The organism is Proteus sp. FZP2095 (assembly GCF_023701425.1).
GTDB classification, from domain to species: Bacteria; Pseudomonadota; Gammaproteobacteria; order Enterobacterales; family Enterobacteriaceae; genus Proteus; species Proteus cibarius.
The window spans coordinates 537,685-560,543 of the sequence record NZ_JAMQBJ010000001.1 but is presented as its reverse complement, the minus strand read 5'-3'; the positions used below and the strand labels follow the sequence as shown (position 1 = coordinate 560,543).

Genomic DNA, 22,859 nt, shown 5'->3' with positions numbered 1-22,859 from the left:
AGTTATTCAAGATATATTTCGAATTAAAAATTAAGTTACATAAAGTTAAATTTAAATATCTATTTATTAATAATATTTCATATTACTGGTAACTTAATATACTAAATAACTAAAAATATGAATGATCCCTCCCCAAAAAGATATTACAGCTCTCTTAAAAAGGTTTTTGATGGAATGCCTGATAAACATTGATTAGCAATGATAATTTCATATCTCGATTAATATAAATATAAAAACCCCCCAGCAATTGGTTATCCAACTATTGGGGGGTTGCTTTAAGTATCGTTGTTATAACTGATAACTTAATTTAATAATTTTTTAGGTTTAAGCACTTTTGAGAGATCAACTGCAATTTTAGCAGTTTCATCTAAATAAGGATCTGGCCCCTCATAATCTTTAGGCAAATCATCGAGTGATTTCAACGCAGGCTTACCTTCTAATTTAAAACGCTCATTTATGCGGTTTAATTTAATAGCTTCTAGCTCTTTGTTTTCTTTCTCTCTTTCAGCGAAGTTTAAAATAACAAATTTATCTTCACCTTTTGCTTTCGCATCGTTATAACGCTGAATATCAGCAAAGATGTATGAAAACTCTCGGTCATTTGCAATGCGCTTAGTATGTTGTTCAGTTAATGGTGTTAACGCTGCTTTCAGTTTATCTGAATACTCAGATAGCTGATAACTTGCTGGAGAGATACTATCCCAAGGCAATGCGTTATCTTCAAAACTTTCACCCATTTCAGCACTATCAAAGCTTGGCAACAATAAATCAGGTGTTACCCCTTTGAGTTGAGTACTACCACCATTAATTCGATAGAATTTTTGAATGGTGTATTGCACTGAACCTAAACCTGGCCAATCAGGGCTTAGCATTTGATCGTAAACACGAGTTAATGGACGATATTGCTGAACCGTTCCTTTACCGAACGTTTGCTCACCCACAATTAATGCTCGTCCGTAATCTTGCATTGCAGCAGCAAAAATTTCAGAGGCAGAAGCACTAAAGCGATTTACGATAACAACTAGTGGCCCTTTATAATAAACCACATCATCTTTATCGAAATCTTGTCGTACACGACCATTGTTATCTCTGACTTGTACAACAGGACCACTTGGAATAAATAATCCTGACAGTGAAATTGCCTCTGTTAATGCTCCACCGCCGTTACCACGCAAATCAATAACCAAAGATGAAACATTGTCTTTCGCCACTTTTTGTAACTGTGTTTTCACATCATTGGTTAAACCAACATAGAAGCTTGGAATATCCAAAATTGCAACTTTATCACCATTAATAACTTTTTCAGTTAACTTAACAGCTCTGTCTTCTAAACGGATTTGCTCTCTGACTAAAGTGATTGTTCTTGGTTTAGCGCCTTTCTCATCAGAGATAACCTCTAATTTTACTTGGCTACCTTTCGGCCCTTTAATCAAAGCAACAATATCATCAAGTCGCCAGCCAACAACATCGACCATTGACTTGTTTTGTTGCCCTACTGCAATAATTTTATCGCCAACTTTCAACTCTTTGCTTTTTGCAGCCGGACCACCCGTTACCATAGAGTTGATCATTGGGTAATCATCATCCATCTGCAATACAGCGCCAATACCTTCTAAAGAAAGACTCATTTCAGAGTCAAAGGCTTCTGTATTTCTTGGTGATAGATAACTTGTATGAGGGTCAATTTCGCGTGCGAATGCCGACATAATGACTTGGAAAACATCTTCGCTTTGGCTTTGTGTTTGACGACGTAACGCAGCTTTATAACGCTTAGTTAGTGTCTCTTTAACATCGCTATCTGTTTTTTCAGATAGTTTCAGCGTTAGCCAATCATATTTTACTTTTTCATCCCAAAGTTTATCTAGCTCAGCTTGAGTTTGTGGCCATGGTGCTTTTGTTCTATCTAACTCAAACTTATCTTGACCAGTCAAATCCATGGGTTTATCTAGGCGGTTTAAAGCATATTGAAAACGTTCAAAACGTCTTTTTTGCGCTAAATTAAAGAGATCATAAAGGGGCTGAAGCTCACCTTTCTTCAGATATTCACCTACTTTGGTTTTTTCTTTATCAAATTGGGCAATATCTGATGCTAGCAACACATTGTGGCTATAATCTAATAAATTAAGATAGCGATTAAAAATCTTTTCAGAAAAGCTCGCGTCTAGCGAGAACTGACGGTAATGAGAGCGTTCAAAACGAGAAGTTACTCGCTCGCTCACAGTAGAATGTTGTGGCTCTTGCTTTAATTCGGGTAACTGATCAATAGTTACCATTGCTGGAGTGGCTGGTTTCTCAGCCATCACAACAGAAGTACCTGTTAACGTTAATCCGATTGCAAAAGCCACATTTAAAAGTTTGTTCATGCTCTGGTTGGCCTCCGTATCAGAACTTTAAATGTTCCGTGCGTACATTCATTGCCAAACCGTTAGGCAACTGTACACGTACACCCTCTTTCGCTATCTCTAGCACCGTCGCGTCCATCACGCTGCTACCAACGTTAACTTTCAGCGATTGACCAACAGTAAGAACTGAGGTGTCTTTCACTGGAATTAACTTTTCGGTATTTTGGCGTGGTGATGTTTTACGAGGTGTTTGAGTCGCTTTTTGAGGACGAGGCTGTCGCTTTTCACCCTCTTTAGGTGGCTGACGACGTGTATTATTTGGCTTTTTCGCTGCCGGACGTTTGCTGGTCTCCTTATCACCTTCAGCTTCGCGCTTCTTAGCACGTTGTTCTGCTCTCTGAGCTTGAACACGCGCCTTAGCTTCTGCTAATTGTGTACGAGCATGTTCGATATGCTCAGCTTCCAGTTCGCCGCAGTCATTACCATTCAAATCGACACGTTTTGCCCCTTCTTTAACTCCATAAAGGTAGCGCCAACTTGAGGTATACAAGCGTAATGCCGAACGTAACTGTGTTTTACTCAGTTGAGTTTCATCTTTTAGATCTTCAACAAGATCTTGAAAAATGCCAACTTTCAAAGGGCGAGCTTCGCCCTCAGCGATAAAACACTTAGGGAAACGTTCAGCTAAAAAAGCGATGATTTCTTTACTACTATTCAACTTAGGTTGATTTTCCATGAAATTTCCTGATTACAACGGTTTTGCCAACCAGCGCAGGCATGAACAAGCGACATTATAATAGTGTTGCCAACAATTTCTATGGCAAACGCCTGTTAACTTACACAAAATTCACAATATTTTGCTGTATGACAAGTTTTCAAATGCTCGCAGAGCACGTCACACAACGCTTTAAGCCCATTTTCATCTTTTTTATCAAAACGATCAAAAATAGGACTATCAATATCGAGAACGCCGATAATTTGTCCATTTACTTCTAAAGGTAGAACAATTTCAGACTGACTTGCACTGTCACAAGCAATATGACCACTAAATTGGTGAACGTCACTTACTCTTAAAATTTTGTTTTCAGAGTATGCAGTTCCACAAACTCCTTTCCCAAAACCTATTCTGACACAAGCAATTTTGCCTTGAAATGGGCCAAGGACTAATGAATCACCATCATTAAGATAAAATCCAACCCAATTTATCGTATCTAACTTCTCGTAAAGAAGAGCGCTGGCATTAGCAAGTGATGCGATAAGATCATTTTCACCAGACAACAAGGCTGACAAATTATCAGTGAGTTCCTGATAAAAAAGCGATTTTGGCATCATTTAACCCTATTTGCGTAACTAAAATAGATAACATACTCGTAATTTAGCCTATTTTATCTTGAGGTTGAATACTCCATTTTCAAGAATTGGGTAAAAAAACGATCATATTCCCTTAACACCCACAAAAAAAATCAGACACTTAGTATTGTAAAATGAAAGGCATAAATATAATAAAAATGATAACTTGTGAACCATTGAGTATAGGTGCTTTTTTTTAACTTAATCAAACGATAACTCTTAAGAAAACCAACTTAGGCGAATTAACGAGCAATATAGTGAACAATATCGTAACAAAGGAAAAGAAATCAATACGCTGTCAGGAGTGTGATCACCTCGTGACACTCCCTCTCACATTAAAACGTGGAGAGGATGCTTATTGCCCTCGTTGCCAAGCAAAACTTGCATCTTATCGATATTGGTCATTAACTCGTCTACTTATTCTCTCTATTACAATGCTTATTTTGGCATCAATAGCATTTACTCAGCCACTGATTAAAATCCATCTATTAGGCACAATGATAACGGCGAATGTACTTGACGGTATTCGCATGATGTCAGAGCAAGGTTCTCCTCTTACGGCAACGATGGTAGCCTTTTGTGCTATTGCTGCACCGCTTAGCCTCCCCATCGCTATTTTATATCTCCATTTAGGATCTCGCTTGCGCCTTAATCTTCGCCCGATCTTATTGATGTTAGGGAAACTGAAAGAGTGGGTAATGTTAGATGTTTATTTAATTGGACTTGGTGTTGCAACAATAAAATTAGGCGATTATGCAACTGTCTATATTGGCAATGGCTTAATTGCTTTTGTTTCTTTAATGATACTCAGCTTATTAATGCTAATTAACATTAATATGGACCAACTTTGGCAACGCTTTTACCCACAAAAAGAGATAGAAAAAAGCCCTGCAACTTGCCATGCTTGTCACTATCATTTTAAAAAAACACCATCAACGCACTGCCCACGCTGCAAATCTTGTTATACCCCAAGACAGCCAATGAGTTTACAAAAAACATGGGCAGCATTAATTTCAGCAATAATTTTACTAATACCTGCAAATTTCTTGCCTATCTCTATCTTCTATTTAAATGGTCAACGTAGTGAAGACACTATTTTTTCAGGTGTACTTTCCTTAGTGAATTCAGGCAATACACCAATTGCGATTATTGTTTTTATTGCCAGTGTTTTTGTGCCTTTTTTCAAAATTATTATTATGTTGGGCTTATTATTAAGCATTCATTTTAATTCTCGTATTGACCCTCTACTACGAATGAAACTATACCGTTTTGTCTCTTGGATAGGACGATGGTCAATGCTTGATCTCTTTGTGATTGGACTGATGATGTCATTGATTAATCGAGATCAGCTGATGACTTTCACAATGGGGCCAGCGGCTTTTTATTTTGGTACTGCGGTTATTCTTACTATCCTTGCCGTTGAATGGTTGGATAGTCGTTTACTATGGGATACTTATGCAACAAGAAGAAAACGACGTTCAGGACTCACAAGCCCAAATACGCCGCAAGCGTAAAATTTCGACATTTTGGCTACTCCCTGTTATCGCCATTTTTATTGCTAGTTGGTTGCTTTTCCAACATTGGCAAGATAAGGGCGTACAAATCACGATTGATTTTCAATCAGCATCAGGAATTGTCTCTGGCAGAACACCTATTCGCTATCAAGGTGTTGATGTGGGTCTTGTTAAAGATGTCACTTTAAGCGATGACTTACGTCGAGTTATTGTTACGGCTGATATCCGCAAAGATCTCGCGACCGCATTGCGCAAAAACACTCAGTTTTGGTTAGTTACACCTAAAGCCAGCCTTTCTGGTGTATCTGGACTAGATGCTTTAGTTGGTGGTAATTATATCAGTATGTTACCGGGTGACGGTGAAAAACAATTTAAATTTATTGCTCAAGAAGTTCGCCCTCAAGCTAATATCGATAAAAACCAGCAATTAATCACTTTGACAGCAGATAAACTGGGATCGCTCAATGTTGACTCTCAAGTTTATTATCGCCAAGTTCCTGTTGGTAAAGTGTATAGCTATGCAATTCGCCCTGATAATCAGGGTATTTTTATTGAACTTAGTATCGATAAACAATATGCCCACTTAATACGCCAAGATAGCCATTTCTGGAACGTCTCTGGCTTTCAAGGTAATTTCAATTTAAAAAGCGGTGTGTCTGTAAAAATGGAAAGTGTTTCTGCTTTAATCAATGGCGCAATTGCTTTTGATTCACCGGAAAACAGCCCTCCAGCACAAGAAAACCAGCAATTCGTTTTACAATCAGCTACCTCTGTAGATGCAGGCAAAGCAATATATGGTGAAGATGGATTAATTATTTCTCTAACCAGTGAAGAAAGCTGGGGAGTCGATGCAGGGCAACCTATTCTTTTCAGAGGAATTTCTATTGGGCAAATCATTCAGCGTAATATGAGCGATGATGGAGTTATTTTTGATGCAATTATTGCCCCTGAATATAAGCATTATATTTATGAAAATAGTAAATTTGTTGCCAATAGCCGAATCAACGTCAATATGGGTTTAAATGGTATTGAAGTTCAAGGTGCAACACCTCAAGAATGGCTTGAAGGAGGTATTCACCTCATTCAAGGTACTAAAGGGGCACCTAAAGAACAGTATCGCCTTTATCGTAATGACTTCTTTGCGAAAGCCAGTGTTAATGGTAATGAATTACCCGTGACACTCACTTTAAAAGCATCAAGCCTTCCCGGGATCCAAAAAGGTTCAGTGGTTCTTTATCATCAATTCCAAGTCGGTGAAATTACCGATGTTCGGCCTTTAATGGATGAATTTGATATTGATGTTTATATTTCTAAACAATATCGCCATCTACTCACGGAAAAGAGTGTCTTCTGGACTGAAGGGGCTGCTAAAGTATCCGTTAATGGCTCCGGGTTAACTGTTGAAGCAACACCATTAAATCGTGCATTAAAAGGCGCGATCAGTTTTGATAACTTCGAAAATATCAATAATAACGTTTCACGTTACAAACTCTACCCATCAGAAACTAGTGCACGAGCTATTGGTGCACAAATTACGTTAAAAACGTACGATGCAAGTAAACTCTCTGAAGGGATGCCTATTCGTTATTTAGGAATTGATATTGGTCAGGTCGAATCATTAATCCTTTCGCCAGATAGAAAAGCGGTAACTGTATCAGCAGTTCTCTACCCTGATTATGTCAAAACCTTTGCGAGATCTGGCAGTCGTTTTGCTGTTGTTACTCCTGAATTAACAGCATCAGGATTAGATAACTTAGATTCACTTATTCAACCTTATATTAAAGCAGAGCCTGGTAATGGTGGCGTATATCGTCAATTTGAATTGCAAACATCCAACATTACAGACTCACGCTATCTCGATGGATTAAATCTTGTATTAAATGCCACAGAGGCAGGTTCAGTACAAATTGGTACGCCAATTTACTATCGCGGTCTTGAGGTCGGCGCCGTGACAGGTCTTGAACTAGGAAACATGTCTGACAGAGTATTAATTCACATCCGTATTAGTAAAAAATACCAATACCTTGTTCGAAATAATACAGAGTTTTGGCTTTCATCAGGATATAACTTCTCATTTGGTTTAACTGGTGGTGTTATTCGTAGTGGTACATTCAAGCAATTTATACGTGGAGGGATCACTTTTGCAACACCACCTTCCACACCATTACAAGTGAAAGCAAAACAGGAACAGAATTTCATTTTAAATGATAAAGAACCAAAAGATTGGAATGAATGGGGAACGGCAATACCTAAACCTTAAAAATTAGATAATTCTGCCCTATTTCAGATAATTTATTTAAAGCGGATCACAAAAAATGATCCGCTTTTTTTATTTCGAAAAAACATTTTGGAAATAGGTTCCATTTATACTATGCTTAATTTTGTTTGGTCAAAAGCATTCTTTAAAATAAATGCCACCAATAAAACACAACGGAACACAACACGACATCGCTTAAACCGGAGCTTTATTATGAAAAAAACAACGTTGAAAATTGCTTGCTATGAAATTGAAGATATTACTTTGAAACACTCTTCCGATAACCAATTAACTTATATTCATATTCCATGCGATTATGATAAAGAGTTTTGTATGCAATTAGATGGATGGGATGAAAACACAAGTATTCCAGCCCAATTAAAAGATAAAAATATTCTGCTTTATCGCCATGCTTATGATAAAGATAGCCACCACTGGATCTTAAAAGTAGCGTAACAAGATGCTAAAGCGAAATAAAAAAAGCCAGATAAATCATTTATCTGGCTTAGGGAAATGGCTCATTGCGAGCCGTGCGCTAAAAAGTAATTGCTGATTACTGCATAAACAAAAATCGAGGACTAACTCAGACTTTTCTATCTCACAACCTACTGTTAAATATTAGCTAACAATATGTAAAGATCCAGTAAACAACCTACCAGCACACTATTTTCTATTCGAAAAAATTATCACTCTTAATTTTTGTCATTTAAATCATCGCGATAAAATAAAAAATTCTTAGCCATATTATTAATCACTTGATTAATTATTCTCGCAGAGCGACTTAATCGCATTTTGTATCACTTCTACTGATTTTTTCTTTTCAGGTGTATTCGGATCCGGCAGTAAAATAACATCAATTAATTGTGCTTTTACTTTTCCACTTTCCATTTGTTCCATTGCAATTTCATTAAGTGGATATTGCATCAGTGTTGCTGGGTTAATCACAAACCAAGCACCATCAGAACGACAATTAAGCATCACCTCTTCTCGTGTAAATGGCCAGTCGTCACCAAATTGAAGCTTACTGACCGTTGAAATAGGTGCTGCCGAGAATGCTTGAAAAGAAAACAGCATTAACATTCCCACTAATAAAAAACGTTTCATGTGGATATCTCACTTAAGACATTAGGTTTTTTCGATTATATAACAATCTATACAGGTGAGTTAATCGCAAAGATGGCGACAGTAAAAATAACCATTGTTCCAAGTAACAGTTCAAGCCAACTATTCACTAGTAACCATTGAAAATTATTTTTCTTACGGATATGAGGAACTAAGACATAACGATTGATTACGGCTAGACCAAGCATTAACACCACTAAACTAATTTTAAGCCATAACATACTTTGATATTCAGATGATAATTGTACTGCCGGCCATCCTGGAATTAACATTACGGCACTGATAATACCAGTAATTGTAACCAATAAAACGGCAATATGACCAAAAAGTGAAAATCGCTTCATTGTACCAATAATCGGTTTGATCATCCCATCTGCAAGCTCATCTTTATTCCGCAAAAACTGTAAACAAGCAACAAATGGCCATAAACCACCAAACCAATACGCGGCACTAAGAAGATGAACACTTTGATTCAGCTTATAAAATATCGCTTCTGAACCTGTAAACATTGCACCATGACCTATAGATGCATGTAAGATCAACATAATCGAAGCAACAATTAAAATAGAGAAGTTACGAACATAACGTTGGTGTATAAATAAAACAGCTAACGCAATAGTTGCCAAAACTAATTGCCATTGCCAAACTTGACCAAATGAAGTACCTAATACCGCTTTCCATATTTCAAATGACCAAGCATCTTCCCATCCATCGCCCATAATACCGGATTGTACAGCCATCCATAGATAAGTCGTAATAAAGACCGTGACAGAACTAATGGCTAATGCAGGACGCAAGCGAACTTGAATAAGAGGAATGAACTTATCTTTTGCAAGAATGGCAGCAGAGAAGCTCAGTCCGAACATAAACATGACTGCCACTAAATGGAAAAAACGGCATAAAATATAAACGTCTTCAGGTGTCATTATTTTACACTAAATTGATAAGAACCTTTTGTCTTGTGCCCATCAACAGAAACAACGTTCCAATTAACTAAATAGTTACCTTCTGCTAAATCACTTTCTAAAGGCAATAATAATTTAGTATTATTAACAGGGTCTAAACTCAATTTTCCTACGGTAATTTCTTTACCATCGCTATTAGTGACTTTGATTTTGCTAAAGGCTAATTCAATACCCTCAGAGAAGTCTAGCGTAATAACTTTAGGTGCTTGTGCTTGTTCAATAGCAGCACCTTCAGCAGGTAACTGTGATTTTAAGTGTGCGTGTGCTAATGCTTGTTGGTATGACATACCAAGGAATAAAACAGCAATAGCCGATAATTTACCCCAAGATGTCTTAAGTGTATTTAATGACATAATAACCTCTTAAATTACAGGTGATTTTTTTATTTATGAAAATATTTTATAGCAAATTTACGTCAAGATCTTCGCTTCTTGATATTAGAAATAAAAGGTTGTGAACTAGCACTCAAAATATATGTTATTTAGACCAGTTTCTGTTTCAAATATCACCCATTTTTACACTTCGAAAAAATATAATACCCATATTGACAGTCTAAACAGTTCAATACATAACCGAATACAACTAAAAGTAAAATAAACACCCTGTATAAATAATAATCAAAAAGAATTTTTAGGATAAAAATACGCAAACGAAAGTAAGGGAAAGATAAAAAATAGGAATAAGAATAGAGCTAATGCAGAAGAATAAAAAAACGCCCTGCTATTCATTCACAGCAGAGCGTAATAATTCATTTATTAACTTAAGCTGTCTAAAGCTTTATTAATAATTAAACATGTGCAGATGTTGATAAAGTGTTCAGATCTTTATCTAACAAGAATAAAGCCTTACCACTGTCACCAACCATTGCTAATTTATCTAGGATTGATTTGAATAATTTCTCTTCTTCATGCTGTTCTGCAACATACCATTGTAAGAAATTAAATGTTGAATAATCCTGAGTCGTCATTGCAACATGAGCTAATTTATTAATCTCAGATGTAATATGTTTTTCATGTTCGTAAGTTTTATCGAACAATTCAGATAATGATGAGAACTCAGCTGGTGGAGCTTCGATAGCGCCAAGTAAAGGCATTGCACCTGTATCACTTAAGTAATCAAATAAGCGGTGCATATGTTCCATTTCTTCACGAGAATGAGCTTTTAAAAATTTAGCTGCACCATCAAATCCTTTGTCATCGCACCAAGCACTCATTTGCAAATAAAGATTTGCTGAATAAAACTCTAAATTTAGCTGTTCATTCAATTTATTGATCATATCTTGATGTAACATATTTTACGTCCCTTGCGATAAAAATTAACATTATGGATATTATGCACACTTAAAAATAAAAATATAGCTATTTAAATATAGTTTTTGTTTATTTTTTCAATCTATTAACTGTAATAAAAATAAAAACCAATCTCATTTGTAATATACCTTTTCTCTATTTTAATGTTAAATAGTACTTATTATCATTAAGAGTGAATCCATATTTAATTATTATCATTAAAACAATGTAACGCATTGAAATACAATGACATAATATTCATTCTTAAATTTTAGCCTTAACTTTCATATTTATTAATTTTTTCTTTAGGCTCCGAAGTTCCTGTATTAAAGCTAAATAAAAATTATATTTCATCCATTAAAGAAGATCCAAAAACAAGCTTTACCATATATCAGAAAATATATGCAAAGTGATATCTATAATAATTATTATTAGAAAAATAAAGTATCCGTTCTATTGCTTTTTATCACTTCCCTTTTGCTATAATTTCTATTTGATATTGCTACATATTTATTGGTTCAGACCGCAGTTTTTTTCACTTTTTTTCATATAAAAAAACACATAACTCTCAAAAAATAAAAATAATTTCAATTTTTGTGCAGTTTTTCATTTTGACTGATAAGATTAGTAGGTAACTCATATTTGTATGCACAAAAAATTAATATTAAAGCCCTAATCATAATAAAAGGTTAATTAGGAGCCACTATGACAAAAACAGTGTTAGTACCCGTTGATTTTACAGAGCTTGGTTTATTGGACAAGGTTGTGTCTCATCTAAAAGCATTGTCTGTCGCTAACAAATTGAATATTCATTTTTTATCAGTCATTCCAAGTTATGAGTCTTTTGTCGGATTTGCATTCGCAGGCCAAGATAGACTAGCTAGTGACAAACAACGTATTGAAATTGCATTATCCACGCTAAAAGAAAATTTATCGCATATTGATATTCCCAATAGTACAACTCAATTTTATGTGTCAATAGGTAATCCTCGCGATAAAATTTTAGAAACCGCAAAAAAAATTCAAGCAGAGCTGATTGTCATTGGTTCTCGTAATCCTGGAATGAAAACTTATCTTCTAGGTTCTACCGCATCTTCCGTGGTCAGTTACGCAGAATCATCTGTATTAGTCGTGCGTTAATCACCCACTCCCTGCTTTTATAAGAAATCTGGTATTCGTCATAAGCCAGATTTCTTATTCTTTTCACCATAAAATCCATTCAAAATAATATTTTATTTTATTACTCTTATTTTTAAGAGTAGCAATTTAAAATATATTCTGAAGCAATAAGATAATTATTAAAAATGATTAAAAATACATTTGCTTTAATTCTTTTTATATAATCCTTTATATTAATCATCTCTTAATAAATTTATATTGTTCATAATGTTAAATTATGTAAAGATACTTTTCCATTAAGACTAAATTTAATCAACCGGGTAAAAGGAATTAAAATGAATAAAGAAATTTCCGAAAAATGGCAAGAGCGTTTTTCATTTTTTGATCAATATGGCTCACCTAAAACATCAGAATATAAAGCCGCTTATAAAGCACTTCCTTTTGGTAAGCGTATTCTTATCGGAATGAATATTTGGGCATTTTTCTTTGGTTTTATTTACTTTCTTATTTTAGGGTTATGGCGCAAGGCATTAACATTATTTGCTATTAACATTGCTATTTTTACTATTATTGGCTTTTTACCTGTAAATAACGGTGTTATCAATGCTGTAGGTATCGCAGTTAACGTTTTATGGGCTATAACAGCCAACTATGCGTATTACTTGAAAGAAACCAAAAATGATCAAAGCTGGAACCCGTTTGAAGGTGTTCTGTAATAATAAAGGGGCAATGGCCCCTTTTATTTTCTCTTATTCTTTTCTTTACTAATAACATGCTCCCTCCTTCTCCTTATTTCATAGACATTCTATCCATTACTCTATTTGAATATTTCCATATAATTCTCCATAATAATTTTTTTAAATAGAAAATAATGAAATAACACCAAAATTTCGTTTTTACCTCAGAAGGATACTTTGCTAATGCTATAATGCATTAACACTAAATTAGGGAAAACGTATGTCTAATCACTTTCAAGGTAAATTTGAAGCCGAACTAAAATACCACCTTCAAAATCCAAAAGAATTTATTAACGAATTAAAAAAATCAGGGGCCACATTATTTACGCCTGAGAATCAAGAAACCGATTGGTACATGGAGCATGATAATACTGAATTTTCAGCTCCTACTATCAGTTTATGTGTAAGAAGAATGCTCCCTGCAGGAATAAACCTTCTTATCGTTAAAGGCCCTGATTTAGCACAATGTGAAGCTGTTCGTATTGAAGATGCAGAAAAAACAGTCTCTATGTTCACGACACTTGGTTACCATTGTATTCTCAATTATACAAAATCAAGAGAAATCTATTTTCTAGATGAGTTTCATATCACTATCGATAAACTAGATAAACTAGGCTCATTTGCTGAATTTGCTATCATGACGGACGACCAAAACAAACTCTCACTGTACGCTGACCAGCTAAAGCACTTAGCCATAAAATTTGGTTTTACAGAAAAAGATCTTGAGAAAAATAACTATAAAACACTAATGTTAAATAACCTCAAGTCATAAACAATTTTATTCAGTAGATATCTTCATAAAAACTATCAAAATTCTCTAATCGGAGCACCGATATTCTATCAATAGATATTGGTGCTTTATCATTTCTAACATTGTTTTATCTTATCCATTAAAAAGTAAAAAATGACGAGTCGAATAAAAAATTTATTTGAGTGCCATATTTATTATATTTATCTTAGAATTTTATTTTTCTTATCTCAAATAAAGCATATTCTTAGTCAAAAAATGTCATTTAGGTCTAATTTTAAAGATATTTTTGTAATACCCCTTATATTAATACACTGTTTTTACTAGAATTAGTAAAAAAATATACTAATAGGAGGGTTTATGCTTGAAAATTACCTTAATATCTTTATTAAGGCGACTTTTGTTGAGAATATGGCATTAAGTTTCTTTTTAGGAATGTGTACTTTTCTTGCTGTTTCTAAAGAAGTAAAAACCTCATTAAAACTGGGTCTTACTGTTACTGCCTTACTTATTATTGCTACACCTATCAATAACTTAATCTATCATTTTATTCTAAAGAAAGACGCTGTAGTTGAAGGTATTGATCTTAGCTTTCTTAGATATATCACTTTTATTGGCGTTTTAGCAGCATTAGTCCAAATTTTAGAAATGTTTTTAGATAAATTTATCCCTTCGCTTTATCATTCATTAGGGATCTTTTTGCCTTTATTGACTATTCATTGTGCTATCTTTGGTGCCACCATTTTTATGGTTGAACGTGACTACACATTTACTGAATCAGTGATATATGGTGCTGGGTGTGGCATAGGTTGGCTACTTGCAATTATCGCGCTCTCTGGTTTACGTGAAAAAATGAAATATTCAGATATCCCCAAAGGATTGAGAGGGCTAGGGATCACATTTATCACGGTAGGATTAATGTCTCTTGGTTTTATGTCGTTCTCAGGGATTTCGCTTTAAACGCTTATTTTGCATCCAATTTTTATACATCATTAAGACCATCATTAATGTAAGCTTTATATATAAACGGGAGGGTAATATACTTTCCGTTTATAGTGATTTCATCTGTTTTCTTACTTTTTATATATTGTGATCTTTTTACCTCCCTCCCCTTTTTAACGTTAGACTCTCTTATTTATTCTTTTAAACCAACAAAAAATAATTTAATTTATTGCTGTTTTAATCATTATTACTTTTTTATTTTATAAATAAAAATACTTACACTATTTAAATCTAATTGTTTAAAAACAAACTAACCAGTCACATAAAATTAATAACAAATCAACAGGTTAAAACTTATTTATTGAGATAACTCTTTTATCTCATTTTTATCGTTTATCGTTAACTTTTAATATTTAAGATAAATTAATTAAAAATCAAAGTGTTGCAAGACCAATTGATATATTTAATAAATTTATTAATCAGAGCAATAAATAAGCATAAAGAATATTTATAAAATGCCGATACTATTTTTTAGTATTTGAAAAAATCAAAAGGATATATGGCATTAAATCAAAGAGTGACCTAGAAAAATATTTTTATTTTTTTCTTAATTCTTTGTCTATACCAGTTACAGGAAGTAAAAATAAAACTTAAAAATCAATAAACTACACAGTTATATTTTTATGAAAAAGGAAATAACATTACATGTTTAAGAACTTCAAACAACGTTATTTGCCAAACGTCTCTTTTACTCTATCGAGTTTAAAAACAACCACTTTAGTTTGGCTGATTACAGGCTCTTTAATCTTACTTCTTGGTCTAGCTTGTGTTTTATTCCTCTCTTCAGTCAATGATTACAAGAGAAACTTAAACACACTAAACAATATCTACCACGAACAATCACTATTAAATAACACTTGGGAAAACCTCTTACAAACGCGTAATACCCTAAATAGAGCCAGTTCCCGCCACTTATTAATTATTAATAAAATGGCTACTGCGAATACAGATATCTCTTCATTATTACAGCAAGCTAAAGAAAAACTTCAACTCGTTGAAAATGGGTGGGAAAGTTTCAAGAGTTTTCCTCATAATGTTGAAAATCAAACTTATATACAACAACTAGAGCAGAAATACACTGAGCTTAATGCCGCATTAATTGAATTTTTAGCCTTTCTAGAACAAGGCAAAACATACGAATACTTAAATCAACCAACACAAACCTATCAAGATAATTTTGAACAAGCTTATACTACCTATCATCAACAACTAGAAAATTATTACACGGCTTCATTGAGTGAAGGCGAGTTACTGTACGATAAAATTATTTATAGCTTAATTGTCATTTCAATATTAATTGTTATTTTTTCTTTCTTAGTTCAGGTTGTACTGCGAAAAAACTTTATTTCACCTTTAAATGCGATAATGAAAAATATCGAAGATATTAGTAATGGAGAATTAGCGACTGATGTCACCACAAAAGGTCTATTTGAAATAAATATTCTCACTACTAATATTCAAAAAATGCGAGACCAGATAAAGCGGATCGTCAATAATATCAATAACAGCTCCGGTCTTATTAATTCCGAACTAAGTGATATTGCTGTTATGAACAATAATCTTGCCATTCGAGTTGAACAACAATCAGCTGCTGTACTCGAAACCTCAGCAGGAATACGACAATTAAGTGTGACATCAAAACAACATGCAGAAAATACACAAACATCATGTGAGCTGGTAACAAAAGCAGATACGATGATCCATCAAAGTAATGAAATGCTCGCTAACGTTGTTGAAAATATGCATGAGGTTGTCACGTTCTCTGAACAAATTAACGATATTACCTCTACGATTGACAATATCGCCTTCCAAACAAACTTATTGGCTTTAAATGCTGCCGTAGAAGCGGCAAGAGTGGGTGAGCACGGAAAAGGTTTTGCTGTTGTTGCTAAAGAAGTAAGAGAACTATCCATTAGCTGTAACTTAGCATCAAAAGAGATAAAAATACTTGTCGCTAATTCAAGTAAAAAAATAAATCAGTGTTTTCAGTTAGCCGCTGACGCAAACGATAATATGATAGATATTTCTAAACATACTGAAAATATTAATGAAATGATCCACGATATTTCTATTTCTACAAATGAACAAAGTAATGGTATTGCCCAAATTGAAGATGCAATAAATCAATTAGATCAAACAACACAAGCTAACTCAACAATGACACGGGAATTAGTCAGTTCATTAGATTCTTTGCAAACACAATCAGATAGATTAAAACAAGAATTAACTGTTTTTCATCAGTAAGTATTAAATCTACCTACAGCATAAAAGCTATCTTAATCTTAGGATAGCTTTCTTATTACTGATTCAGATTAATATTAAAAATGGCTAAATTCAGGGATCTCTTTTTTACCATGTGATTTTAGAAAATCTAACACTCTTCTTGGAGTTACATTCAGTATACGCTCATGTGGAAAGTCTATTTGGGCTAATACTTCTAATACTCGATCAAAATTTCCTAGTGAAGAAGCTATATGTGAGTCAGAACCCAATGCAATTAATCCTCCTGCATCACGTACTGCTTTCGCTATTTCTATGCAGTTTTTCTCACTTCCTACTCTAGAATGAATAAATGATGAATTATTCATTTCTAAAGCAACGTTGTAAGTAGCAGCTGCCTTTGCGACTTCAGCAATATCTATTGGATATTTGGGATTGCCCGGATGCGTTACCATTTGAATACAGCCACTTGCTATTGTTGCAATTAGCGCTTTTGTATTATCAACAAGGCCTAATGAACTCATTACCGGATCATGAAAACCAGCAAGCACAATATCTAATTTCTTACTCATTTTCTCACTGCAATCTGTTTCACCTTTGATATTTTTAATATTCGCTTCTATACCATAAAGAATACCAACACCATCAATAATACGAGGGATCACAGGTAAGTTAGAAAAATGCCATTCATGAGGTGCATCATCCATATCTGGGCCATGGTCAGTAATTGCAAATAATTGAATTCCCTGCTTTTTAGCTTGTTGGAAATATTCACTAACTGTACTATAAGCATGTGTACTAGCAATAGTATGAGCATGTAAATCAACGGGATACATAAACAACTCCTTCCTAAAAATACCTAACAACTAACAAGCGATATACTATCAACCTCACTTTTTCTCACATTAGCAAGAAATGAAGATAATTTTTGATAAATATGTTTTAATCTTTAACATACTATTTAATATCAAGTAGATAAATAAAGTTTCACTTTAGTACTATACACAAGAATTTTGAAAACACATTATATTGTGTAATTTCATTTTAAATATGACTTTCAACTTTATAAAAGGTTATTTATGTTCAGCTATCCAGCAGTCGCTCATTTTGATGAAGAAAGTGAAACTTACGAAATCACTTACCGTGATTTCGATAATATACACGCTGTTGCTTATACAGAAGATGATATTGAACTAGAAGCCTCTGATATTTTGCATGTAGGTCTTGAAGAGTTTGTAGCGAGTAAACTACCTATTCCTACACCATCCAAAGCACAGGCAGGTGATTTCATTGTCTACTTACCTCTTATTAGCTGTTTAAAAATTGCGTTACATAATGCAATGTTAGAAACAAAGACAAAAAAATCTGATCTTGCAAGAAAGATGAATTTAACGAGTGCTCAAATAGAGCGTCTACTTGAAATTAATCAAACCTCAAAAGTAGATAATCTAGAGCAGGCACTTTATTTATTAGGCTATGGCATTTCTGTCAGCGTTAATAAAGATATCAATCAATAATAATAAAAATGGCTCTAAATTAATTAGAGCCATTCGTATTAGATTATTTCACAACCAGTATACAAGATAATTAAAGCTTTTTACTTGCTAAGAAATTCGCATGGTTTGTATAAATAGCAATAATATCTTCACCACGTCCGACTAATCCAGCAACCTGATTTACCATATCCAGATGATCTTCAGCATAATCATCTTTAATCAGTTTACCTAATCGCATACTTGTACGACCTACCAAGCCATCATTTTCACGCTCAGAAAAGAATGCACTTAATACACGCATTGCTGCATGAGTAGGATCTAGTAAATTGCCTTTTTCACCAGCGATCAAACCTTGGATATAACTACCAAATGAATAGTAATGAACGCCATTTACGACTTCTTTGCCTTCACCACCGCGAATGGCTGGCAGCCCTTGTGGATACTTTTTATTAAATTCCATCACATTTTCAGTTGTTAATGCTTCTAATGCAGCAATAGCATCTTGTGGATTACCTCGATTACCTGAAAATGTAGAAATAATAGTACCAATAGCTTTCATTACTGCATCAGCAATATATTCTGGCACACTATCCTTACGCATAATGCGTCGTACTAAATCTGCAATCTCTGAACCATGGTTTACACCATTAACAGAGGTAACAGAAGCAATACTTTTAGCATGCTTCGCAGCAACATAACGGCAAGCTAATGGGCCTTGGCTATGACCGATTAAATTTACTTTTTTTGCTTTCGTTTCTTTGAGAATTTTTTGCACAAATTCCCAAAGTTGTTCGCCACGAACTTCGTTCGAGTTAAATGCAGAAAGAGATGCAGTGAAAACTTTATGGCCATCCTTTTCTAATGCATCAGCGATACCATAAAAATAAGGATAGCCGACGATATCATCAAAACCAGATAAACCATGAACTAAAACAATTGGATATGTAGTTGACATATTTTTCCACTCCTTGGGTTTAAATTAATTTATTTAATTTGCTAAACATCCTATTAGCAATACTTAAAATAATAGTTAGAATACAACATTTAAAATACAATCTTTGAAGTAAAAAATTATAGTAAACATCGTATTTTGATAACTTATTTTTTCTAAGTGTTATTAGATTAAACTCTATTTTACGATCGTAAAGCATTATTTTAATCAGTTTCGATTTTTTACTGATAGTCTCAATTAACTCTAGAGAAAATTAGCATACCCTCAATCATTCCTTCCACTTTTTTTAGCTTTTTACCAATATATGTATCAGAACATTGATCATATTTTGCAAGCTGTATAAACGTTTTACCAAAAACATAATAATTAATAATTAACTGATAATCTTCTTTGTTGTACGCCATCAGTCTTTTCATTAAATCATTGATAACATTTGCATTATGATGAGTGCATTTTTTTCTTAATTTTATACGGTCTGGAATAACTTCTTTTTTATCATTATTCAATATATTAACAGCATCTTGATCATTGGCTACCCATGATCCCCACTCTTCTAAAGTTTTCGAAATATTCTCCATATTAACTTCCTTATTTTTTTCATAGAGTAACAATCGCATCCTGCAATCATTTAATAATGTTCCATTAATACTTAATAAGTATTGATATTAATATAGTGGCCAAAGTGTAATTTACAACTCGGATTTATAAAAATATGAGTTATAAACTTAATTTATTGATAGAAATGAAAAGTTAAGGAGATGCAACTAGCCACTTTAATTAAAAACTAAATTATTTTGAAAATATAAAGAATATTTTTTCTTAAAATGGCTATAAATATAAGAGATTTGCAATTATGGTAATACTTCTTCTGGACGTAAAGTGAGTACTTCATACCCTGTTGCTGTTACTAAAATAGTATGTTCTGATTGAGCGGATAATTTTTTATCTCTTGTCACAACAGTCCAACCATCTTTTTTGGTTTTTATTTTAGCGCCGCCTTGATTTATCATTGGTTCAATCGTAAAAGTCATACCTTCTTTTAATTCAATACCTTGCCCTTTAATACCATAATGTAATACTTGTGGCGCTTCATGCATTTCTCTTCCTATTCCATGCCCACAGTATTCTCTTACTACACTATATCCATGACTTTGTGCAAAGCTTTGAATAGCATGACCAATATCACCTAATGTCGCACCTGGTTTTACTTCCTTAATACCTTCCCACATTGCTTGATATGTTGTTTTTGCTAATTTCCGCGCAATAGGAGATGCCTCAGGCATAATATACATTTTACTAGAGTCAGCAATAAATCCATTTTTTTCTAGTGTGATATCAACATTAATAATATCTTTACTTTTTAAGCGCTCATCTGATTTTGGCACACCATGACAAACAACTTCATTTATAGATGTATTTAGCACATATTCATAGCCATATTGACCTTTACTTGCAGGTCTCGATTGAAGTTCATTGACAATAAAGTCATCAACCTTATCGTTAATTTCCAGTGTAGAAACACCTGGTACAATAAAATCATCAAGCATTGTAAAAACTTTCGCTAATAAGCGTCCTGATTCACGCATTAACTCAATTTCATCGGCCGTCTTAATCGTTATTTTATCCATTCTTCTTTCCTCTTATTCTACTTCTTGCTTGATGGCTTCTTTTTCCAACATTTCATTGATAATCATTGGAAACGTTTTATCTGGGTTTAACTCTGCCTGAATGCCAATTTTTATCCAAAACTCTGCCTGAGCATTAACAGAGCGAGACATCACATTGCTTGCTTTTCGCAAGTATTCATGTAATTCATCAGAAATTTTTACAATACCCACAACAATCCTTATATACAGATCATAATAAAACATATACGTTCTATAATAGAATCAAACTCTTCTTCTTTCAATTGCTATTAGATAGTTATCGTAGGCATAAAATGCCTAAATAAGAAAATAAGGGGAAATAGTACTCAAAATAAAGAAATCCTATTTTTTGCTTTTCATATATTTCATTTTATTCATCTACAAATTCATAATATTTGACTTCAAATTATCCTAAATTGCAGCTATTTCTCTTTAAATGTTACCACCCTAAGAATTAACTGAGAGACAAATTAAAACGCAAGCACTAATTTAATATTAATAAATTTTAGAAACGAATTTCGTATAAATACTAATGAAAGAAAAAATATGAATTTATTCAAAACTATCGCATCGTTTTTGTTACTGAGTAGTATTTTAATATTAACCTCAGGCTGTACAACAATTGGGAGAAACTATCCTACTAGCTCAAGTGTTGCTAATGACCAGACTGAAAATAGAACGCTTTCAACGAAATGGGGAGAAAGTTTATCTTCTGTTACTGAAAGTGTTGAAGCATATCGCTTATCAGAAACACCTTCACAAACAACATCTATATTTTATCAAAGTGATATATCTTCCAGTTCTTATTCAAAAATTGCACGTATTAGCGAAAGTCCAGTAAAGCTATCAATCTTAACTGAACACAGAAATATAATTCCATTATATCACGCTCAAAATAATCAATATTTATTATATGGAAAACAAAATGAGCGATATATTATTTTCTTACATAACACTAGCCATAAAGTAATATACGAAGCTGTTATTACTGTTGATGGACTAGATGTTATCAGTGGAACCGCTGGCTCTTATCAAAATAGAGGTTATTTATTAAGACCTGGAGAGACTCTATTTGTTGAAGGTTTTAGAAAAAATCAGCAACAAGTTGCCGCTTTTCGCTTTGGTGCACCTGAGGAAGGATATGTAAACTACAATGCTCAAGGTGATAAAAGAAATACAGGTGTAATTGGTGTTGCTCTTTTTGAATCAAAAGAAGGGACACAAGAAATAATCAGAAAATGTAGTTATTTACCAAACGCTTTCCCAAATAATAACTATGCACCAGAGCCTTGTATACCTTAATATTTATCAATGAAGTTTTTTCTTCTAAAAATAGCGTAAATTATTACGCTATTTTTTTGAGCTTCCATAAAATAAAACAGCTTGAGATTTATATTAACATTTAATGCTAATGCACTTTTTCTAGTTCTATTTTTTAGGTATATTTAATGTCTAACAGCTCCCGTATTAACTCTCCCTACATACCATCCTTATTCTCTTTTTCTTTCTAAATTATATAAACTTATTGGAGTTATTATGCCTGAGAAATCACATCGCATTATACTAACTGGTGGCCCCGGCTCCGGAAAAACCACACTAATAAACGAACTTAAAAATAAAGGCTATCCCTGTTCTTTAGAAGCAGGAAGAGCCATTATTCAAGACCAAAGTGTTATTGAAGGAAATGCATTACCATGGACAGATCCTAACGCTTTTGCCCAAGCAATGCTAATTTGGGAATTACGCTCATGGCATGAAGCAAGCAATAATAAAATTCCCTATTTCTATGATAGAGGCATTCCTGATATTGCAGGATATCTACTCCTATGTGGTTTAGCTATTCCCAAACATCTTGATAAGGCAATTACCTTATTTCGTTATGCTACAAATGTGTTTATAGCACCACCATGGCCTGAAATATACACTCAAGATCAAGAACGAAAACAAACAGAGAAAGAAGCAGAAGAAACCTATTTAGCAATGATAGCTGTTTATAGAAAATATAATTATAATTTGATAGAGATACCTAAAATAGAAATAAATGATAGAGCTAATTTTATTATTAATAAAGTTTAGAGAATGATTATCAGCCAGTAGTAA

The 22,859-nt window shown here is 33.6% G+C and carries 23 protein-coding genes; 11 read left to right on the top strand and 12 right to left on the bottom strand.

Annotated features, from left to right (window positions below; genetic code table 11):
- Positions 1-302: 302 nt before the first annotated feature.
- The 3 genes from prc to msrC all read right to left on the bottom strand — a co-directional run bounded on the left by prc (position 303) and on the right by msrC (position 3,671).
- Positions 303-2,363: a carboxy terminal-processing peptidase gene (gene prc, locus NBG71_RS02630; protein ID WP_250916523.1), complete on the bottom strand. Its 2,061-nt coding sequence runs from the start codon at positions 2,361-2,363 to the stop codon at positions 303-305.
- Positions 2,364-2,382: 19 nt separating this feature from the next.
- The gene (proQ, locus tag NBG71_RS02625) at positions 2,383-3,078 is read right to left on the bottom strand and encodes an RNA chaperone ProQ (RefSeq protein ID WP_075673375.1); all 696 of its coding nucleotides are present in this window, start codon (positions 3,076-3,078) and stop codon (positions 2,383-2,385) included.
- A gap of 95 nt (positions 3,079-3,173) precedes the next feature.
- Positions 3,174-3,671 (bottom strand): free L-methionine (R)-S-oxide reductase MsrC, encoded by a 498-nt coding sequence (gene msrC / locus NBG71_RS02620; protein ID WP_075673376.1) that lies wholly within the window; start codon positions 3,669-3,671, stop codon positions 3,174-3,176.
- A gap of 278 nt (positions 3,672-3,949) precedes the next feature.
- Between msrC and yebS the strand changes: the two genes are divergently transcribed.
- From yebS to NBG71_RS02605, 3 genes are all read left to right on the top strand, one after another.
- Positions 3,950-5,206, top strand: coding sequence for a membrane integrity lipid transport subunit YebS (gene yebS / locus NBG71_RS02615; protein WP_099659654.1), 1,257 nt, complete (start codon positions 3,950-3,952; stop codon positions 5,204-5,206).
- The gene (locus NBG71_RS02610; RefSeq protein WP_075673378.1) at positions 5,148-7,466 is read left to right on the top strand and encodes a PqiB family protein; all 2,319 of its coding nucleotides are present in this window, start codon (positions 5,148-5,150) and stop codon (positions 7,464-7,466) included. Before yebS ends, NBG71_RS02610 begins: the two co-directional genes overlap by 59 nt.
- Positions 7,467-7,676: 210 nt before the next feature.
- Positions 7,677-7,919, top strand: coding sequence for a DUF1480 family protein (locus NBG71_RS02605; RefSeq protein WP_075673379.1), 243 nt, complete (start codon positions 7,677-7,679; stop codon positions 7,917-7,919).
- Positions 7,920-8,222: 303 nt separating this feature from the next.
- On the opposite strand, the gene NBG71_RS02600 is transcribed toward NBG71_RS02605, so the two are convergent.
- From NBG71_RS02600 to ftnA, 4 genes are all read right to left on the bottom strand, one after another.
- Positions 8,223-8,567 (bottom strand): YebY family protein, encoded by a 345-nt coding sequence (locus NBG71_RS02600; RefSeq protein ID WP_075673380.1) that lies wholly within the window; start codon positions 8,565-8,567, stop codon positions 8,223-8,225.
- A gap of 47 nt (positions 8,568-8,614) precedes the next feature.
- Positions 8,615-9,511, bottom strand: a complete 897-nt coding sequence (gene copD, locus NBG71_RS02595; protein ID WP_075673381.1) for a copper homeostasis membrane protein CopD — start codon at positions 9,509-9,511, stop codon at positions 8,615-8,617.
- A complete protein-coding gene (gene copC, locus NBG71_RS02590) occupies positions 9,511-9,903 on the bottom strand; it encodes a copper homeostasis periplasmic binding protein CopC (RefSeq protein ID WP_023582413.1) in 393 nt (130 codons plus the stop codon). The genes copD and copC overlap by 1 nt, the downstream gene beginning before the upstream one ends.
- Before the next feature lie 434 nt (positions 9,904-10,337).
- A complete protein-coding gene (gene ftnA / locus NBG71_RS02585; protein WP_075673382.1) occupies positions 10,338-10,841 on the bottom strand; it encodes a non-heme ferritin in 504 nt (167 codons plus the stop codon).
- Between the two features lie 703 nt (positions 10,842-11,544).
- On the opposite strand from ftnA, the gene NBG71_RS02580 reads away from it, so the two are divergent.
- The 5 genes from NBG71_RS02580 to NBG71_RS02560 all read left to right on the top strand — a co-directional run bounded on the left by NBG71_RS02580 (position 11,545) and on the right by NBG71_RS02560 (position 16,689).
- Positions 11,545-11,979, top strand: a complete 435-nt coding sequence (locus NBG71_RS02580; RefSeq protein WP_250916522.1) for a universal stress protein — start codon at positions 11,545-11,547, stop codon at positions 11,977-11,979.
- A 314-nt stretch (positions 11,980-12,293) separates the two neighbouring features.
- Positions 12,294-12,674 carry a DUF2628 domain-containing protein gene (locus tag NBG71_RS02575; RefSeq protein WP_075673383.1) on the top strand — a complete coding sequence of 127 codons (381 nt, stop codon included), beginning with the start codon at positions 12,294-12,296 and terminating at the stop codon, positions 12,672-12,674.
- 241 nt (positions 12,675-12,915) lie between these two features.
- Positions 12,916-13,467 carry a class IV adenylate cyclase gene (locus NBG71_RS02570; protein WP_075673384.1) on the top strand — a complete coding sequence of 184 codons (552 nt, stop codon included), beginning with the start codon at positions 12,916-12,918 and terminating at the stop codon, positions 13,465-13,467.
- A gap of 336 nt (positions 13,468-13,803) precedes the next feature.
- The gene (gene nqrE, locus NBG71_RS02565) at positions 13,804-14,403 is read left to right on the top strand and encodes an NADH:ubiquinone reductase (Na(+)-transporting) subunit E (RefSeq protein WP_099659653.1); all 600 of its coding nucleotides are present in this window, start codon (positions 13,804-13,806) and stop codon (positions 14,401-14,403) included.
- A gap of 687 nt (positions 14,404-15,090) precedes the next feature.
- Complete coding sequence (locus tag NBG71_RS02560) at positions 15,091-16,689, top strand: methyl-accepting chemotaxis protein (RefSeq protein ID WP_075672611.1); 1,599 nt, start codon at positions 15,091-15,093, stop codon at positions 16,687-16,689.
- A gap of 74 nt (positions 16,690-16,763) precedes the next feature.
- Here NBG71_RS02560 and NBG71_RS02555 read toward each other — a convergent pair whose 3' ends face one another.
- Complete coding sequence (locus tag NBG71_RS02555; RefSeq protein WP_075672612.1) at positions 16,764-17,501, bottom strand: phosphatase; 738 nt, start codon at positions 17,499-17,501, stop codon at positions 16,764-16,766.
- 243 nt (positions 17,502-17,744) lie between these two features.
- On the opposite strand from NBG71_RS02555, the gene NBG71_RS02550 reads away from it, so the two are divergent.
- On the top strand, positions 17,745-18,182 hold the full coding sequence (locus NBG71_RS02550) for a type II toxin-antitoxin system HicB family antitoxin (RefSeq protein WP_109418964.1): 438 nt from the start codon (positions 17,745-17,747) through the stop codon (positions 18,180-18,182).
- A gap of 70 nt (positions 18,183-18,252) precedes the next feature.
- On the opposite strand, the gene NBG71_RS02545 is transcribed toward NBG71_RS02550, so the two are convergent.
- The 4 genes from NBG71_RS02545 to NBG71_RS02530 form a co-directional block, all read right to left on the bottom strand.
- Positions 18,253-19,116, bottom strand: coding sequence for a lipase family alpha/beta hydrolase (locus tag NBG71_RS02545; RefSeq protein WP_099659650.1), 864 nt, complete (start codon positions 19,114-19,116; stop codon positions 18,253-18,255).
- A 230-nt stretch (positions 19,117-19,346) separates the two neighbouring features.
- On the bottom strand, positions 19,347-19,691 hold the full coding sequence (locus tag NBG71_RS02540; protein ID WP_075672615.1) for an antiterminator Q family protein: 345 nt from the start codon (positions 19,689-19,691) through the stop codon (positions 19,347-19,349).
- Positions 19,692-19,964: 273 nt separating this feature from the next.
- Positions 19,965-20,741 (bottom strand): type I methionyl aminopeptidase, encoded by a 777-nt coding sequence (gene map / locus NBG71_RS02535; RefSeq protein WP_075672616.1) that lies wholly within the window; start codon positions 20,739-20,741, stop codon positions 19,965-19,967.
- A 12-nt stretch (positions 20,742-20,753) separates the two neighbouring features.
- Positions 20,754-20,951 (bottom strand): ParD-like family protein, encoded by a 198-nt coding sequence (locus NBG71_RS02530; RefSeq protein ID WP_036913277.1) that lies wholly within the window; start codon positions 20,949-20,951, stop codon positions 20,754-20,756.
- Between the two features lie 354 nt (positions 20,952-21,305).
- On the opposite strand from NBG71_RS02530, the gene NBG71_RS02525 reads away from it, so the two are divergent.
- Both NBG71_RS02525 and NBG71_RS02520 read left to right on the top strand, forming a co-directional pair.
- Positions 21,306-22,061, top strand: a complete 756-nt coding sequence (locus NBG71_RS02525; protein ID WP_250916521.1) for a hypothetical protein — start codon at positions 21,306-21,308, stop codon at positions 22,059-22,061.
- Between the two features lie 234 nt (positions 22,062-22,295).
- Positions 22,296-22,835: an AAA family ATPase gene (locus NBG71_RS02520; RefSeq protein ID WP_099659649.1), complete on the top strand. Its 540-nt coding sequence runs from the start codon at positions 22,296-22,298 to the stop codon at positions 22,833-22,835.
- Positions 22,836-22,859 lie beyond the last annotated feature (24 nt).